The sequence below is a fragment of the Leucobacter iarius genome, assembly GCF_039530105.1.
Classification (GTDB): Bacteria; Actinomycetota; Actinomycetes; order Actinomycetales; family Microbacteriaceae; genus Leucobacter; species Leucobacter iarius.
In genome coordinates, this window is record NZ_BAAAOB010000005.1 from 145,673 (window position 1) to 160,852 (window position 15,180).

A 15,180-nucleotide genomic window follows, 5' to 3' on the forward strand; every position below is an offset into this window, starting at 1 on the left:
CTCGATGCAGCGGTGCGCGGAATCGGGCCGGGATCCCCGAACCTGGTTCCGATGCTAGCGCGGAAGGGGTTACTCGTGAGCGGCGATGGCCTCGTTCAGCACCTGCATGAGCGCGGCGAGCTGCACCGAGTCCTCGTCCTCGTGCTTCGCCTCGGCGCCGTCGAGCGCGCGAGCGGCGAGACCGGCCTTGCGGTCGATGAGCTCGGCGATCTTGGCGTCGATGGTCTGCGCGGCCACGATCCGCCACGCGGTGACGGGCTCCTCCTGGCCGATACGGTGCACGCGGTCGATCGCCTGCGTCTGCTCGGCATCGGTCCAGCTGAGCTCGGCCAGCACCACGTCGGACGCGGCCTGCAGGTTGACGCCGACGCCCGCCGCGGTGAGCGAGCAGACCGCGATGGCGACATCGGGGTCCTGGTTGAAGGCGTCGATCTGCTCCTGGCGCGCGGTCGCGGTCTGGTCACCGCGGATCGAGATCGTGGTGAGCCCGCGCTCGGCGAACGCGGCCTCGGCGCGGTCCATCACGTCGATGTGCTTCGCGAAGAACACCACCTTGCCGACCGAGCGCGCGAGCTGCGCCGCGTAATCGGCGGCGAGGCCGGCCTTGGCCTGGCCGATCTGGCGGACCATGGTGAACACGTTCGTGCCGTCGGCCGATGCGTTGGATTCCTCGAGCTCCTGGGCGCAGACCATGCGCACGAGCGCCTCGTCCGAGAGCTTCTCGCCCAGCTTGCCGTTCTTCATCGCCGAGAAGCGCTCGTACAACTTGGCGGCGAGCTGGCGCTCGGCTTCGCGGATCCCGCGACCGAGGTCGTCGTCGAGCTCGACCGGCAGGTCGACCACGCGCTTCGCGGGCAGGTCGGCGGCCACGTCGATCTTGCGGCGGCGCACGATGCCGAGGTCGACGACGCTCTGCCGCGCCGCCGGATAGAAGCCGGCGTCGGCCGGCGTGTAGCCGTTCGCCTCGAGCGAGGCCATGAGCTCGCGCCCCGGCTTCTCGGCGTCGGTCCATCCGAGGAACCGCCAGATGGCGCGGAAGTCGTCGATGTCGTTGATGAGCGGGGTGCCCGTGAGCGCGATGAGCAGCGGATTCGCGACCCGCTCGCGGATCCGATCGGCGATCGCGAGCACGTTGCGCGAGCGCTGCGACTGCACGTTCTTGATCATGTGCGCCTCGTCGACCACCATGCCCTCGAAGCCGAAGCGCGAGATCCAGCTGAGGTGGCGGTCGAGGATCTCGTAGTTCACGACGAAGATGTCGGCGAACGCGTCGATGTCCTGACCGTCGCCGTGGATCACGGTGACGCGGCGCTGCGGGGTCCAGCGCTGGGCCTCGCGGGCCCAGTTCATCTTGACGACGTTCGGCACGACGACGAGCAGCGGGTAGGCCCCCGCCACCGAGGCTGCGAGCACCGACTGCGCGGTCTTGCCGAGGCCCGGCTCGTCGGCGAGCAGGAAGCTGCGGTGACCGTCGCGGACACCGGCCAGCAGGCGGGCCTGGTGCTGCATGAGCTCGAGGCCGTGGGGCGCGAGCCGGTCGGGCACGGGAGGCTCGGGCAGCGCCATGCACGCGGAACCGCCGCCGCCCTGCTCGAACGACTTCAGCAGGGGGCTGAGGAGCTCCCAGTTCGCGAGACGCACGACGGGGGTCGGGCCCTGGGCGGGCTCGAGGTCGGGCGCGAGGAAGGGGTTGGCGCGCATGCGGGCCTCGATGCCCGCCGGCTCCACCTGGCGCTCGGCCAGCTCGGGCGGCACGATCGCCGCGCGCGGCTCGGGCGCCGGCGCCTCCTCGGGGAGCTCGATGCCGGCCTGCATGAGCATCTTGCGCTTCAGCGCGCGGGTCGCCTCGGTGATGGGTGCGGCGGGCTCGAGCAGGGTGATGAGGCTCGTGTCGCGTGCCGCGGTCTTGGCGAGGATCCCGGCGATGCCGTCGAGCCGCTTCAGCGTCTCGGCGCGCTCGCTCTCGGCCACGCCCTCCTCGGTCTTGATCCGGGCGCGCTCCTCGCGCATGAGCAGCGCGATGACGTGGAACTTGGTGCGGTTGGCCGGCGTCGCCTTGCCGCGCTGCGCGGAGGCCTCGACCTCGCGGACGGCGCGGGCGAGCAGCGGGATGATGCCCTCGTTCTGAGTGTGGCGCTTACGGTTGGACCGTGTCTGGGCCGGGCGCGTGGCAGTCGTGGATGCCATGGGTCTCCTGGTCGGCGGGGTGCGCGGCCGGGAACCGGTGCCCGGTGCGCGAGAGCCTTCGGGAGTCGGCCTGACGTCGTGCGTGGCACGGCGGCGCGACCCGGATCGACGGTCTCGCTGCGATTCTATCAGGCGGCGGGGTCGGCCAGGTGCAGGATCCGGCGCGTCTCGGCGACGTCCTCGCACATCCGCTCGATCAGCGCCTCGATCCCGGTGAACGCGACCATCCCGCGGATGCGCGCGACGAAGCGCACCTCGATCGTCGCGCCGTAGAGATCGCCCGAGAAGTCGAGCAGGAACGCCTCGACGCGCGACTGCGCGTGCGGCGTGAACGTCGGATTGTTGCCGACCGATATGGCGGTCGGGTGCGTCTCGCCGTTCACGGTCACCCAGCCGGCGTACACGCCGTCGGCGGGCACGAGGCCCTCGACGGTGCCGCCGAGGTTCGCGGTGGGGAATCCGAGCTCGCGGCCGCGCGCGTCGCCGTGCACCACCTCGCCGCGCACCGCGACGGGGCGCCCGAGCAGCCGGCCGGCGCGCTCGACGTCGCCCTCGGTGACGGCCTCGCGCACGCGCGACGACGAGATGCGGCCGAGCTCGGGATCGTCGATCGATCCCATGAGCTCCACCGTGAATCCCAGTTCGGGGGCGAGCGCGCGCAGCAGCGCGACGTCACCGAGCCCCCGGTGGCCGAAGCGGAAGTCCTCGCCGACCACGATGCGGCTCGCGCCGAGGCGATCGACCAGGATGTCCCGCACAAAGTCCTCGGCGGGCACGGCGGCGAGCGCGCCGTCGAAGTCGACCATCACGCAGGTCGTGACCCCGGTCTCGGCGATGGCCTCGAGCCGCTGCTCCGCGCTCATCACCGGTTGCGGGCAGGCGTCGGGCCTCAGGAGGCTCAGGGGGTTGCTGCGGAAGGTGAAGACGACGGACTCGCTGCCGTCGGCCTCCGCGGCGACGGCGAGGCGGCGCAGGATCGCCTGGTGCCCGAGGTGGACCCCGTCGAACTTGCCGATCGCGACGGTGCTCCCGCGGGGCAGTCCGCCCTCGGGCAGGGCGTCGAGCGATTCAATGCGCCGCATGCCGCGCTCCGTCCTGGGCTGCGCGCGCCGAGCGCGACAGCCACACGAGCCCGAGCACGGGGAGCACGAGCGGGATGAAGAGGTAGCCGGCGCCGAACCACGACCACACGGAGGGGTGGGCGAACCACTGCGGCACCGCGAAGCTGAGCACGCCGACGACCAGTACGCCGAGCAGCTCGAAGCCGATGGCGATCCAGGCGACGGTGCGCCAGGCGCCGCGCCGCTTGATCAGGGCGATCGAGGCGACGATGTAGACGATCCCGGCGACGGCCGAGAGGCTGTAGGCGACGGGAGCCTCGTCGAACTTCGAGATGATCTGGTAGACCGATCGGAACGTCGCCGCGATCGCGAGCACGAGGTACACCGCGATGAGCACGCGGCCCGCGCCGCGCAGCTTCTCGGTGGAGTCGGCTGGGGCGAGGGCGTCACGGGTCTGCGAATCTGGCACGGCTTCCAGTGTATCCGCCGGTCGGACGCGGTTCCTCCGCGGAGGTCACCCCCAGATGACCTGCATGCGGTAGGTCATCACGGCGACCGAGATGAGCACGACGGCGAGCACCAGGTTCGCGGTGCGGCTGCGGTCGACGAGCGCCCAGAAGCCCGCCGCGAACGGCAGCGCGAGGGCGACGATCAGGTAGAGCCAGAACTCGAGCGGGTCGCCGACGGGCGCGTTGCCCGTCGCGGGCGCGATGATCGCGACGATCATCTGCACGAGCAGCAGCACCCCGACGAGCAGGGTGGCGCCGAGCACGTAGTCGTTGGGCGCGCTCTTGCGCAGGAACACCACGAGGCAGGTCGCCGCGCCGGCGAACGCGACGACCATCTGCAGGATCGTGAACCAGAGGATCATGCCGCGCCGTTCCCGTCGACGGGCACGGGGAAGTTGGTGACGACGCGGGTACGTCCGCGCTTGACCTCGACGAGGCCGACGAGGCGGTCGTCGGGAGCGACGGCGGCGACGAGCTTCGCGTCGGGCGCCTCGACCTCGAGCCGCTTGCCGTTGCCGAGATCGACGGTCTGCTCGGTCGTGAGCCGGAGCACCGGGAAGAGCCGCGCGGCGACCTCGGTCGGGGTGAGCAGCGGGCCCGGATCCCCCGCCGCCAGCCGCTCGGTGCTCACCGCGTCGGAGACCGAGAACGGACCGACCTCGGTGCGGCGGAGCGCGGTGAGGTGGCCGCCGACGCCGAGGGCCGCCCCGAGGTCTCTGGCGAGCGCGCGGATGTAGGTGCCCGACGAGCACTCCACCACCGCATCGACGTCGATCACGGGTTCGCCGTTCGGGCCCGTGGCCGAGCGCGGTTCCCCCAGCTCGAAGCGGTGCACGGTGACCGGACGCTTCTTCAGTTCGACGGTCTCACCGGCGCGCACCCGGTCGTAGGCGCGGCGGCCGTCGACCTTGATCGCGCTCACCGCGCTGGGCGACTGCTCGATCGCACCGGTGAGCTCGGCCGCGGCTGCGCGGATCCGCTCAGGATCCTGCGCGAGCGCCGCGATGGCGGCGGGGTCGGCTGTCGAGATCGCCTCGCTCTCGCGGTCGTCGGTGACGGTCGCGATCCCGAGACGGATCGTGGTGACGTAGACCTTGTCGAGCCCGACCAGGTGCGTGAGCAGACGGGTCGCCGGGCCCGCGCCGAGCACGAGCAGCCCCGTCGCCATGGGGTCGAGGGTCCCCGCATGCCCGACCTTCTTGAGTCCGAGCGCGCGTCGGGTCTTCGCGACCGCGTCGTGGCTCGTCCAGGTCTCGGCCTTGTCGACCAGCAGGATCCCGTTGGGGGCTTCAGTCTTCTGCGGGGCGGCCCCCGCGCTCTCGGCGTGCATCGCCGTACAGCCTATCCGGCCGACCGGCGCGCCCTCCGCGAGCCTGCTCAGTGCGGCAGCAGCACGGGGCGCAGCCAGTCGAGGATCGCCCCCAGCGCCTCGGGATCCAACCGGGTGCCCGGCTCGTTGTACCCGACCGACGGCGCCGTCGCGCGCTCCTCGTCGGAGCGCAGGTCCTCCTTGAGCACGTGATTGGCGTTCGGCGGGAAGGCGAAGGTCACGTTCGGCAGCGCCGCCGCCGCGCGCTGCAGCGGACCGCCGTCGGCGACCGCGTCCACCTGGACGTCCTTGCGTCCGATGAGCACGAGCGTCGGCAGCTCGACCTCCGCGAGGGTCTCCGTCGCGTCCTCGTTCCAGAGCTCGCGCGCGAACGGCAGGTTGACCGGGGTCTCGAAGCTCGCGAGCACCATGCGCACCCCCTCGGGCAGGCGAGGATCCGCATCCATCGGATCGCCCGCGCTGTAGCGGGCCGCCGCTTCCTCGACGAGCGGGAACAGCTCGGCTCCGCCCGGCACGAGGCCGAGCTGCATCGACAGCTGGGTGAGCAGCACTTCGCCGATGCTCCGGCCCGGAGGCGCGGCGAGCACGATCCCCGCGAACGGCACCGCTTGCGCGCTCGTCGCGTAGTGCAGCACGTGCAGGCAGCCCTCGCTGTTGCCCAGACCGGCGATCCGGCTCGCGTCGACCTCGGGCCGCGCGGCGAGCGCATCGACCGCGGCGACCAGCTCGTCGAGGTGCGAGCGCATGCTCAGGCGACCCGAGATCGCGGGGAGATTCTGCACGACGTGCGGCCCGGAGGCCCGCTTGTCGTAGCGGATCGACGCGATCCCCGCCCCGGCGAGCGCCTCGGCCAGCAGCGCCGCGCTGCCGTTCGTTCCCGGCAGCGCGGGCGAGTTCCAATCGCGGTCGGTGGGCCCGCTGCCGGCGACCATGGCGACCGCGGGGAACGGTCCTCCACCCGGAGGGCTCGTGAACGTGCCGAACATGTCGATGCCGTCGAGCTGCCAGCTCACCTCTGCGGAGTGCGTCATGACCACATCGTGGCACCGCGTCGGACCCGGGGCCAGGCCCTTCGGCCGCTTCGCACGGAATTCCCTATTTCGGACGATGCGGGACCCCGGCGGTGCGGCGGAGCATGGACGCATGAGGAAACCACTGCACCACCTGTTCGTCTCCGCCTTCGTCTACGGAGGCCTCGCGCTCGCCTCGGGGCTCTTCTTCCGCGAGTTCACCAAGGCGAACGGGTTCCCCGAGGACGGCGTCACCCAGCTGGGCCTCGCCCACACGCACCTGTTCTCGCTCGGCTTCTTCCCGTTCCTGATCCTGCTCGGCCTGGAGCGCGTGTTCCGGCTCTCGGCAGCGCCGCGGCTCTTCGGCTGGTTCCTCTGGCTCTACCACGCGGGCATCGCGATCACCGCCGGGATGCTGATCGTGCACGGTACGCTCACCGTGCTCGGGATCGCGTCCTCGCCGATGATCTCGGGAATCGCGGGGCTCGGCCACATCGCTCTGACCGCCGCGATCGTCGTGCTCTTCTTCCTGATCCGCTCGGCGATCCGGCGCGTACCGGCGGACGGCGCCGACACGGCCGCCGCTCCCGCGCTGCCGTAGCGCCGGAATACCGGATCCTGCCACGACGGGCTCGCAGCCCGCGCACGAATCGGGCGGCGACCTCTCGGAAGAGACCGCCGCCCGATTCGTGCGTCGCCGCGATGGCGCCTCGGACTATGCCCGGCGTCGTCGCGCGATCAGCAGCGCACCGCCGCCGACCACCAGCAGAGCCAGCGCGCCGAGGGCGAGCCCACCGAGATCACCGGAGCCGGTGACCGGAAGCGAACCGTCGCCCGAAGCATCGCTCTGACCGGCCGTGCCAGTGGCGGTACCGTTCGCCGAGGTGCCGTCGGCGGCAGCGTTCGCGTTCGCGCCGTTCGCGTTGCTCGTGCCGTTCGCGCCCTTGGCGTTGCTCGTGCCGTTGGCGTTGCTGCCTCCGGCGTTGCTGGTCCCGTCCGCGCCGTCGGCCGAGCTGGTACCGTTCGCCGAGGCGTTGCTGCCGGTCGGGCAGGCTGCCGTCGTGAACGTCGTCTCGCGGCTCTCGATGCCGTCGACCGCCTGAACGACGGTGTACTCGGTGCCGCACTTGAGCCCCGTCGCCGACCAGTTGCCCGAGTCGTCGATGGGACCGGTCGCGACCTCCGCGCCCGACTCGTCGCGCACCGTGAAGGTTCCACCGGGAGTTCCGGTGCCGCTCACCGAAGTGGCGTCCTTCCCCGTGACCTTCGGAGCAGCCGGGATCGAGCTCTCGGCGTTCGGGTCGATCGACGAGTATTGCGAGGTGAAGCCGTTGGCGTCGACGGTCTGCAGACGGATGTGGCCGCCCGTGTGGCCCTTCGCCGGGAGCGTCACGCGATCGCCCGGGCTGACGTTCTCGACCTTTCCGAGGAATACCTCGGCGTGGTTGTCGGCGGTCCAGTAGACGTACAGGGTCACGGGTGCCGTCGCGTCGTTGTTCCCGATCAGGTTCTGCGCCGGCTTCATCGCGGTGAAGGTCGCCTCGTCGGCATCGCCGTCGATCGAGACCTGGTCGGCGCGGTAGGTCTGCACCGTGTTGTTGCTCACCGTGTCGCCCACGTTCCAGAGGAACCAGTAGCCGCTGTGCTCCACGTCGGTGGTGAGGCTGCCGCGCGTGTGCTCGCCGAAAGTGTTGCCCGTGACGGGCAGCTTGCCGCGCGCGTTGTGCACGATCGGGGCCTGCGTGCCGCCCTCGCGGTTCGCGAGGTAGTTCCAGCCGAAGCCGTCGATCGCGTTGTCCGTGACGGCCCAACCGACGCTCGCGTCGTTCGACGCGGCGTTCGCGGAGTTGTAGATCGCCCAGTGGTTGAACGAGTCGGCACGCATGAACGGGTCGTCGTTCTTCTGCGTCAGCGTGTTGTCGGAGACGAGGTTCCCAGTGCCGGGAGCGTCGATGCGGATCGCCGAGCGGGAGATCGCCGCGTTCAGGTTCTTGAGCGTGTTGCCCGTGATCGACACGTTCTTCGCCGAGGTGCCCTCCACCCGGATCGTGTCCACCGCGTAGATGTGCTCGAAGTGGTTGCCGCTCACCTGCACGCTGTCGAGCGAGCGGCCGAGCTGCAGCGCGGCGGCTCCCCCGTCGACGGTGTTGGTCACGGTGTTCCCCGAGATCCGCGCTTCGGACACCGAACCGCGGAAGACCGCGCCGCCGGCGTAGTCGATCCGGTTGTCCGAGAAGTTGAGCCCCTCGAACGTCGCGGTGTTGTCCGACACGACGCGACCCAGGTTCTTCGCATCGGTTCCGACGAACTTCGTGCCGGTGATCTCGGTGCCGGTGAGCTTCTGGCCGGAGCCGAAGAAGTGGATGCCCTCCCTGCCGGGCGACTGGAAGGTCGAGTCGATGAGCTTCACTCCGGTGGCGACGACGCCCGGGTTGATGAAGAGGCCGTGCGAGGGCGAGGTCTCCTCGAGCGCGCCGAGCGTGCTGTTCGAGACCGAGAAGCCGTTCACCACCGAATCGTCCTCGAACATGAGGTGGCCCCAGTTCTCGACGCCGCGGCTCACGAGACCGTCGATCACGGTGTTCGTGACGGTGGCCTTGTTGTCGACCACGACGCTGCCCCAGTAGGGGCTGTAGATCGTGGTGTCGGTGATCTTCGTGTCCGAGGCGCCGTCGAGCAGCAGCACACCGACCTCCTGCACCGGAGAAGTCGGGTCCTCGAGGTGAACGCCGTCGATGACGGTTCCCGCGCCGCGAACGGCGATGCCGGACTCCGCTGCGCGCATGTTCTTGAGGTTGCTCAGCGAAACGTCGTCGGACTTCACGTAGATGCCCGCGAGGTGGGACCCGTCCTGGTCCTCGATGCCGTCCAGGTTCGTGAAGTCGATCGAGACCGGCACCGTCGCGTCGACGACGTAGCGGGCGCCGTTCGCGACGTTCTCGGATCCCGGGTTGAGCACGGTCGTCGACATGCTGTTGCCGGCGTTCACCGCGCCCGGGAAGGAGATCTGGCCGGTTCCGGCCAGCGAAGGGGCGAAGTCGATCTTCACGCCGTCAGGGTTGGTCGACGCGTTGGCGATCTCGAGCGCGCCGCGCAGCGTGCAGTCGGTTCCGCCGGCGGTCGCCGCGCAGTTCCCCGCACCCGCGTTGCCGCCGAGCCCGAGGCTCGTGACGGTGATGGTGTCCGCCGCGGCATTCGCCGCGGACACGGGCACCACGGCCCCTGCGGCGACGGTCGCGAGTCCGACGGTCAGCACGAGCGCGCCGCGAGCGGCACCGCTGCGCACCCGCCCGGGCAGGACGCCCGATCCGGCTGTTCGATTCCCCATGTTCTCCCCTGTTCCTGAGTGAGTCGTCGAGGCCGCGCACGCCGATTCCGCGGGCGGTCCCCCGCAGTACCCAAGCAGTTCGCAGCCACCGCACGGCGGCTTTCCAGCAAAATGACCCCCGTACAGGGGACACGCGATCCGGAGCCCCGGAGCCCCCGAATCCGGCCCTGTTCCAACGCGCTCCTAGACTGTTCGAGTGCCGATTCCTTCCGACCCCGTCACCCCCGCGGCCGACGGCATCGCCCCGGCCCTGATCGACTGGTTCTCCGGCGCCGCGCGCGAGCTGCCCTGGCGCGATCCCGATGCGTCTCCCTGGGCGGTCCTCGTCTCCGAGTTCATGCTGCAGCAGACCCAGGTCGACCGCGTACTGCCCCGATACCTCGCGTGGATGGAACGGTGGCCCACCCCCGCCGCGCTCGCCTCCGCCGAACCGGGCGAGGCGCTCCGGGCCTGGGATCGGCTCGGCTACCCCCGACGGGCGCTCTGGCTGCATCGCGCAGCGCAGCAGATCACGGACGAGCACGGCGGAGAGGTGCCGCGGGACGTCGAAACGCTGCTCTCCCTCACGGGGATCGGCCCCTACACGGCGCGCGCCGTCGCGGCCTTCGCGTTCGGGGACCGGCACCCGGTCGTCGACACCAACACCCGGCGGGTGCTCGCCCGCGCGGTGCACGGACGAGCCGCTGCGGGCATGCCGTCACCGCAGGATCTGGACGACATGGAGCGGCTGCTCCCCGCCGGCGAGGCCTCCGCGCAGTCGTTCAACGCCGCGGCCATGGAGCTGGGCGCCATCGTCTGCACGGCGCGCGCACCGCGATGCGACGCGTGCCCCATCGCCCGGTGGTGCGAGTGGCGCGGCGCCGGCTACCCCGACAACGCGCCGAGCAAGCGCCCGAAGCAGGCCCGCTTCGAGGGCAGCGACCGCCAGGCCCGCGGCCGGGTCCTCGCGGCGCTCCGCGCGGAGCACGGCGCGATCCCCCGCGACTCGGCCCTCGCCGCAGCCCGCGGAGGGGCGGCCGAGCCGACCCGGGCCGGCGCCGGCCCGGGTTCCGCGGAGCAGGCCGAGCGCGCGCTCGCGACGCTCCTGGCCGATGGCCTCGTCGTCGCGGAGGGCGACCGGATCCGGCTGCCCTGAGCCGCACGCGCAACCCCGGCGCCCGCCGCCGAGGTTGCAGTTGTCCATGGAATACGCCGGGATTCCGTGGACGACTGCAACCTCGACGGTCAGCAGGGCTCGGGAATGTCCGACTACTATGCCCGGCATGAGCATCAGACTGGAGAACGTCGGCATCGCCGTACGCGACCTCGAGGCGACCATCGCCTTCTTCACCGACCTCGGCCTCACCGTGCTGGGGCGCGACGAGGTCAGCGGCGAATGGGCCGACACCGCCGTCGGCCTGGACGGCAACCACGCGCGCATCGCGATGCTGCAGACGCCCGACGGGCAGGGCCGCATAGAACTGTTCGAATACCTGCACCCCGACGCCATCGAGACGGACCCGACGCTCCCCCACGAGATCGGCATGCACCGCATCGCGTTCGCCGTCGACGACATCGAGGCGTCGCTCGCGATCGCCGCAAGGCACGGCTGCGTCCCGCTGCGCGGGGTCGCGAACTACGAGAACATCTACAAACTCAGCTACCTGCGCGGCCCCAGCGGCATCATCGTGATGCTCGCCGAGGATCTGCGCAAGAGCTGACCCGGGATCAGCGGGACGCGGGGGCCGCCTCGGGCTCGTCGTCGAGATCCTCGTCGGTGTCGTCGAGATCCTCGTCGTCGAAGTCGTCGTCCACCTCTTCGTCGAGGGCTTCGAGCTCGTCGTCCTCGTCATCGGAATCATCGGAGTCGTCGGCGTCGTCGACCTGCGGCTTCGAGTACGGGTCGGCCTCTCCGGCGTACTGAGCGTTCGCCGCGAGCGCCTGCGCGGCCTCGTCGCGCTGCTTCGCCTCGGCGAGCAGCACCGAGAGATGCTCGGCGGTCTCGGGCAGTTCATCGTGGATGAACTCGAGCGTCGGCGTGAGACGCGTGCCGAGCTGACGGCCGACCTCGCTGCGCAGCATGCCCGTGGCCGCCTTGAGCGCAGCCGCGGAGTCCTTCTGCTCGTCCTCGCTGCCGTACACGGTGTAGAAGATGCTCGCGTGCTGCAGGTCGCCCGTGACGCGCACATCGGTGATCGTCACGAAGCCGAGCCGCGGGTCGCGCAGCCCCTTCTCGAGACGTCGAGCGATGATCTGCTGGATCCGCTCCGCTACCTTGCCAGCCCTGGGATTTGCCATGCCTCCAGCCTACCGCGCGCGGAACCAGTACTCATAGACTGCCCGCATGAGCCACTTCCCCGCCCCCGACGTCCCCCACGCGCCCGTGCCCCCGGGATACGGCTTCCCCGCTCCCGGATCCGGTGAACCGTTCGACGGAACCGCGGACCCGCGCGATCCGATCAGGCCGCTCTACGGAGCGAGCTTCCCGCAGGCGATCCGCCGCTTCTTCGTCGGGTACGCCCAGTTCTCGGGCCGGGCATCGCGCAGCGAGTTCTGGTACTCCCGACTCTTTCTCGCGCTCGTCTCGCTCGTGTGCCTGGTCCTGCTCTTCTCCGGACTCATCATCGCCACCGACTGGGACGCGCAGACCGTGACCTCCCACCCGGATGGCACGACGTCGGTCTCGAACGGCAGGATCGACTTCGACGCGCACCCGATCGGCCAGGTGCTGTTCGCGACCGCCCTGGTGCTGTTCGGCCTCGCCAATCTCGCCGCGATCATCCCCACGCTCTCGATCACCTGGCGGCGTCTGCACGACGCCAACCTGTCCGGCGGATTCTGGTTCCTCGGCTTCGTGCCGTTCGGCGGCCTCGTGCTGCTCATCCTCACGCTCCTGCCGCCGAAGCCGCCCGGACGCCGCTTCGATCGGCCCCGCATCGGACCCTGAGAACACGCAGAAACGGGTGCGGCCCGGGAGCCGAAGCTCCCGGGCCGCACCCGTTTCCACCGCTCGACTAGTCGCGCGGCTTCTCGACCATCTCGGTGGTCTCGATCTCGTCACCGATCTGGATGTCGTTGTACTTACCCAGACCGATACCGGCCTCGAAGTCCGTCTTGACCTCGGTCACGTCGTCCTTGAAGCGACGCAGCGACTCGATGGCCAGGCCGTCGGCGAGCACGACGCCCTCGCGGATCACGCGCGCCTTGGCGTTGCGCGTGATGGTGCCGCTGCGGACGATGACGCCGGCGATGTTGCCGAACTTCGACGAGCGGAACACCTCGCGGATCTCCGCCACACCCGACTGGACCTCTTCGTACTCGGGCTTGAGCATGCCCTTGAGCGAGGCCTCGATGTCGTCGAGCGCGTTGTAGATGACGTTGTAGAACCGGATGTCGATGCCCTCGCGCGCAGCGCGCTCGCGGGCCTTGACGTCGGGGCGCACGTTGAAGCCGATGACGATCGCGTTGTCGATCGTCGCCAGATCCACGTCGGACGCCGTGATGGCGCCCACGCCGCGGTGCAGGATGCGCAGCTGGACCGAATCGTCGACCTCGATCTTCATGAGCGACTCCTCCAGTGCCTCGACGGCACCGGCGACATCGCCCTTGATGATGAGGTTGAGCGACTCGACCTTGCCATCCTCGAGGGCCTTGGTGAACTCCTCCAGGCTGAGGCGCTTGCGCGCCTTCGCCAGCTGGGCGTTGCGCTCCACGGCCTCGCGCTTCTCGGCGATCTGACGTGCGGTGCGGTCATCACCGGTGACGATGAAGTTGTCGCCGGCGCGGGGCACCGAGGACAGACCCTGCACCTGCACCGGACGCGACGGCAGCGCCTCGAGCACGGCATCGCCGTTCTCGTCGTGCATCGCACGGACGCGGCCGTAGGCCGTGCCCGCGACGATCGCGTCGCCGACCCGCAGCGTGCCCGACTGGATGAGCACGGTCGCGACCGAGCCGCGGCCCTTGTCGAGCTTCGCCTCGATGGCGACGCCTCGAGCGTCCTTGTCGGGGTTCGCGCGCAGGTCGAGACCCGCGTCGGCGGTCAGCAGGACCGCGTCGAGCAGCTCGGTGATGCCGGTGCCGTTCTTCGCCGAGACGTCGCGGAACATGACGTCGCCGCCCCACTCCTCGGAGACCAGACCGAACTCGGTGAGCTGCTGGCGCACCTTCTCGGGGTTCGCGCCCTCCTTGTCGACCTTGTTGACGGCGACCACGATCGGCACGCCGGCCGACTGCGCGTGGTTCAGCGCCTCGATCGTCTGGGGCATGATCCCGTCGTCCGCCGCGACCACGAGGATCGCGATGTCGGTGACCTGCGCACCACGGGCACGCATGGCGGTGAACGCCTCGTGACCCGGGGTATCGATGAAGGTCAGCGCGCGGTCGATGCCGTCGTGCTCGGTGTGCACCTGGTACGCACCGATGTGCTGCGTGATGCCGCCGGCCTCGCCGCCGCCCACGTTCGCCTTGCGGATCGCGTCGAGCAGTCGGGTCTTGCCGTGATCGACGTGACCCATGACGGTGACCACGGGGGGTCGAGCCTGCAGGACGTCGTCGCCCTCTTCTTCGAGCTCCGCCTCGATGTCGATATCGAAGCCCTCGAGCAGTTCGCGGTCCTCGTCCTCCGGCGAGACGATCTGGATCTTGTAACCCAGCTCGTCGCCGAGGATCTCGAACGTCGCCTCGTCGAGCGACTCCGTCGCCGTCGCCATCTCGCCCAGGTGGAAGAGGATGGTGACGAGGTTCGAGGCGCTCGTGTTGATCTTGTCCGCGAAATCGCTCAGCGATGCGCCGCGGCGCAGGCGGATCGGAGTCGAGCCGTTGCCGCGAGGAACCTGGACGCCGCCGATCGAGGGCGCTTCGCGCATCTCGAATTCAGCGCGCTTCGCCCGCTTCGACTTCCGTGCCTTGCTCTTGGAGCCGCCACGACCGAACGCACCAGCGGTACCGGCACCACGGCCACCACGGCCGCGACCGGCGAAACCGCCACCGGGACGCGGACCGGCGAAACCGCCGCCCGCACCGGGTGCACCGCCGCCACCGGGACGGTTGAAACCGCCACCGGCGCCGCCGGGACGACCGGGACCGCCCGGGCGACCGGGACCGCCGGGACGACCGGTGCCGGCACCGCCGCCCTGGGGACGCGGAGCGGGCCGGGGGATGTTGCCGGGGTTGGGACGGTTACGACCCATGCCCTGGTTGGCCGCGAACGGGTTGTTCCCCGGACGCGGCGGACGCGGAATGCCCATGCCCTGGCTGCTCGCGAACGGGTTGTTCCCCGGACGCGGACCAGCGGGCTTGGGAGCGCCGGGCTTCGGAGCCGCGGCGGGCTTGGCGCCGCCGGGCTTGGGAGCATCGGCGGGCTTCTCGGCAGCCGGAGCGGCCGGAGCCGCGGGCTTCGAGGGCGCATCGGGGGTCTCGGGCGCAGCAGCGGCGGGTGCCGCCGGAGCCGGCTCGGGCTTCACGGGCGCGGCGGGCTTCACCGGGCCGGGACGCGGACCCGCAGCGGGCTTCTTCGGCGCGGGCTTCGCCGCGGCCGGAGCAGCACCTTCGGCGCCGGGCTTGGCGACGCCGTCCGCCTCGAGGGCGGCCTTGACCTTGCGCGCCACCGGGGGCGCGACACTGGACGAGGACGCCTTGACGAACTCGCCCATATCCTTCAGCTTGGCCAGGACGACCTTGCTATCGACACCGAGCTCTGCAGCGATCTCGTGTACGCGTGGGTTTGCCACTTTTCTCCTGTCTGGGTTCACGCCAGACAGGCGAGAACCATGAT

At 70.5% G+C, this 15,180-nt stretch carries 13 protein-coding genes; 4 read left to right on the top strand and 9 right to left on the bottom strand.

What is annotated here, in order from left to right:
- Window positions 1-69: 69 nt before the first annotated feature.
- From ABD169_RS14965 to ABD169_RS14990, 6 genes are all read right to left on the bottom strand, one after another.
- Window positions 70-2,187, bottom strand: a complete 2,118-nt coding sequence (locus ABD169_RS14965) for a DEAD/DEAH box helicase (protein ID WP_344033440.1) — start codon at window positions 2,185-2,187, stop codon at window positions 70-72.
- A gap of 128 nt (window positions 2,188-2,315) precedes the next feature.
- A complete protein-coding gene (locus tag ABD169_RS14970; protein ID WP_336653377.1) occupies window positions 2,316-3,269 on the bottom strand; it encodes a bifunctional riboflavin kinase/FAD synthetase in 954 nt (317 codons plus the stop codon).
- Window positions 3,256-3,717, bottom strand: a complete 462-nt coding sequence (locus ABD169_RS14975; RefSeq protein WP_336653378.1) for a hypothetical protein — start codon at window positions 3,715-3,717, stop codon at window positions 3,256-3,258. The genes ABD169_RS14970 and ABD169_RS14975 overlap by 14 nt, the downstream gene beginning before the upstream one ends.
- Window positions 3,718-3,762: 45 nt before the next feature.
- A complete protein-coding gene (locus ABD169_RS14980; RefSeq protein ID WP_344033441.1) occupies window positions 3,763-4,119 on the bottom strand; it encodes a hypothetical protein in 357 nt (118 codons plus the stop codon).
- Window positions 4,116-5,087 carry a tRNA pseudouridine(55) synthase TruB gene (gene truB, locus ABD169_RS14985; protein ID WP_344033442.1) on the bottom strand — a complete coding sequence of 324 codons (972 nt, stop codon included), beginning with the start codon at window positions 5,085-5,087 and terminating at the stop codon, window positions 4,116-4,118. Before truB ends, ABD169_RS14980 begins: the two co-directional genes overlap by 4 nt.
- A gap of 47 nt (window positions 5,088-5,134) precedes the next feature.
- Window positions 5,135-6,118: an alpha/beta fold hydrolase gene (locus ABD169_RS14990; RefSeq protein ID WP_344033443.1), complete on the bottom strand. Its 984-nt coding sequence runs from the start codon at window positions 6,116-6,118 to the stop codon at window positions 5,135-5,137.
- A gap of 112 nt (window positions 6,119-6,230) precedes the next feature.
- Here ABD169_RS14990 and ABD169_RS14995 point away from each other — a divergent pair, with 112 nt between their 5' ends.
- Window positions 6,231-6,698 carry a DUF2871 domain-containing protein gene (locus ABD169_RS14995; RefSeq protein ID WP_336653382.1) on the top strand — a complete coding sequence of 156 codons (468 nt, stop codon included), beginning with the start codon at window positions 6,231-6,233 and terminating at the stop codon, window positions 6,696-6,698.
- A 114-nt stretch (window positions 6,699-6,812) separates the two neighbouring features.
- Here the strand turns inward: ABD169_RS14995 and ABD169_RS15000 are convergent, their stop codons facing one another.
- Window positions 6,813-9,425 carry a hypothetical protein gene (locus ABD169_RS15000; RefSeq protein WP_344033444.1) on the bottom strand — a complete coding sequence of 871 codons (2,613 nt, stop codon included), beginning with the start codon at window positions 9,423-9,425 and terminating at the stop codon, window positions 6,813-6,815.
- A gap of 196 nt (window positions 9,426-9,621) precedes the next feature.
- On the opposite strand from ABD169_RS15000, the gene ABD169_RS15005 reads away from it, so the two are divergent.
- Entirely contained in the window at window positions 9,622-10,560 is a 939-nt protein-coding gene (locus tag ABD169_RS15005; RefSeq protein WP_425560980.1) for an HhH-GPD family protein, read from the top strand.
- Window positions 10,561-10,687: 127 nt separating this feature from the next.
- Entirely contained in the window at window positions 10,688-11,125 is a 438-nt protein-coding gene (locus tag ABD169_RS15010; RefSeq protein ID WP_344033445.1) for a VOC family protein, read from the top strand.
- Between the two features lie 7 nt (window positions 11,126-11,132).
- Here ABD169_RS15010 and rbfA read toward each other — a convergent pair whose 3' ends face one another.
- Complete coding sequence (gene rbfA / locus ABD169_RS15015; RefSeq protein WP_344033446.1) at window positions 11,133-11,702, bottom strand: 30S ribosome-binding factor RbfA; 570 nt, start codon at window positions 11,700-11,702, stop codon at window positions 11,133-11,135.
- Between the two features lie 46 nt (window positions 11,703-11,748).
- Here rbfA and ABD169_RS15020 point away from each other — a divergent pair, with 46 nt between their 5' ends.
- Window positions 11,749-12,351, top strand: a complete 603-nt coding sequence (locus ABD169_RS15020; protein ID WP_344033447.1) for a DUF805 domain-containing protein — start codon at window positions 11,749-11,751, stop codon at window positions 12,349-12,351.
- A 67-nt stretch (window positions 12,352-12,418) separates the two neighbouring features.
- On the opposite strand, the gene infB is transcribed toward ABD169_RS15020, so the two are convergent.
- Window positions 12,419-15,136 (bottom strand): translation initiation factor IF-2, encoded by a 2,718-nt coding sequence (infB, locus tag ABD169_RS15025; protein ID WP_344033448.1) that lies wholly within the window; start codon window positions 15,134-15,136, stop codon window positions 12,419-12,421.
- Window positions 15,137-15,180 lie beyond the last annotated feature (44 nt).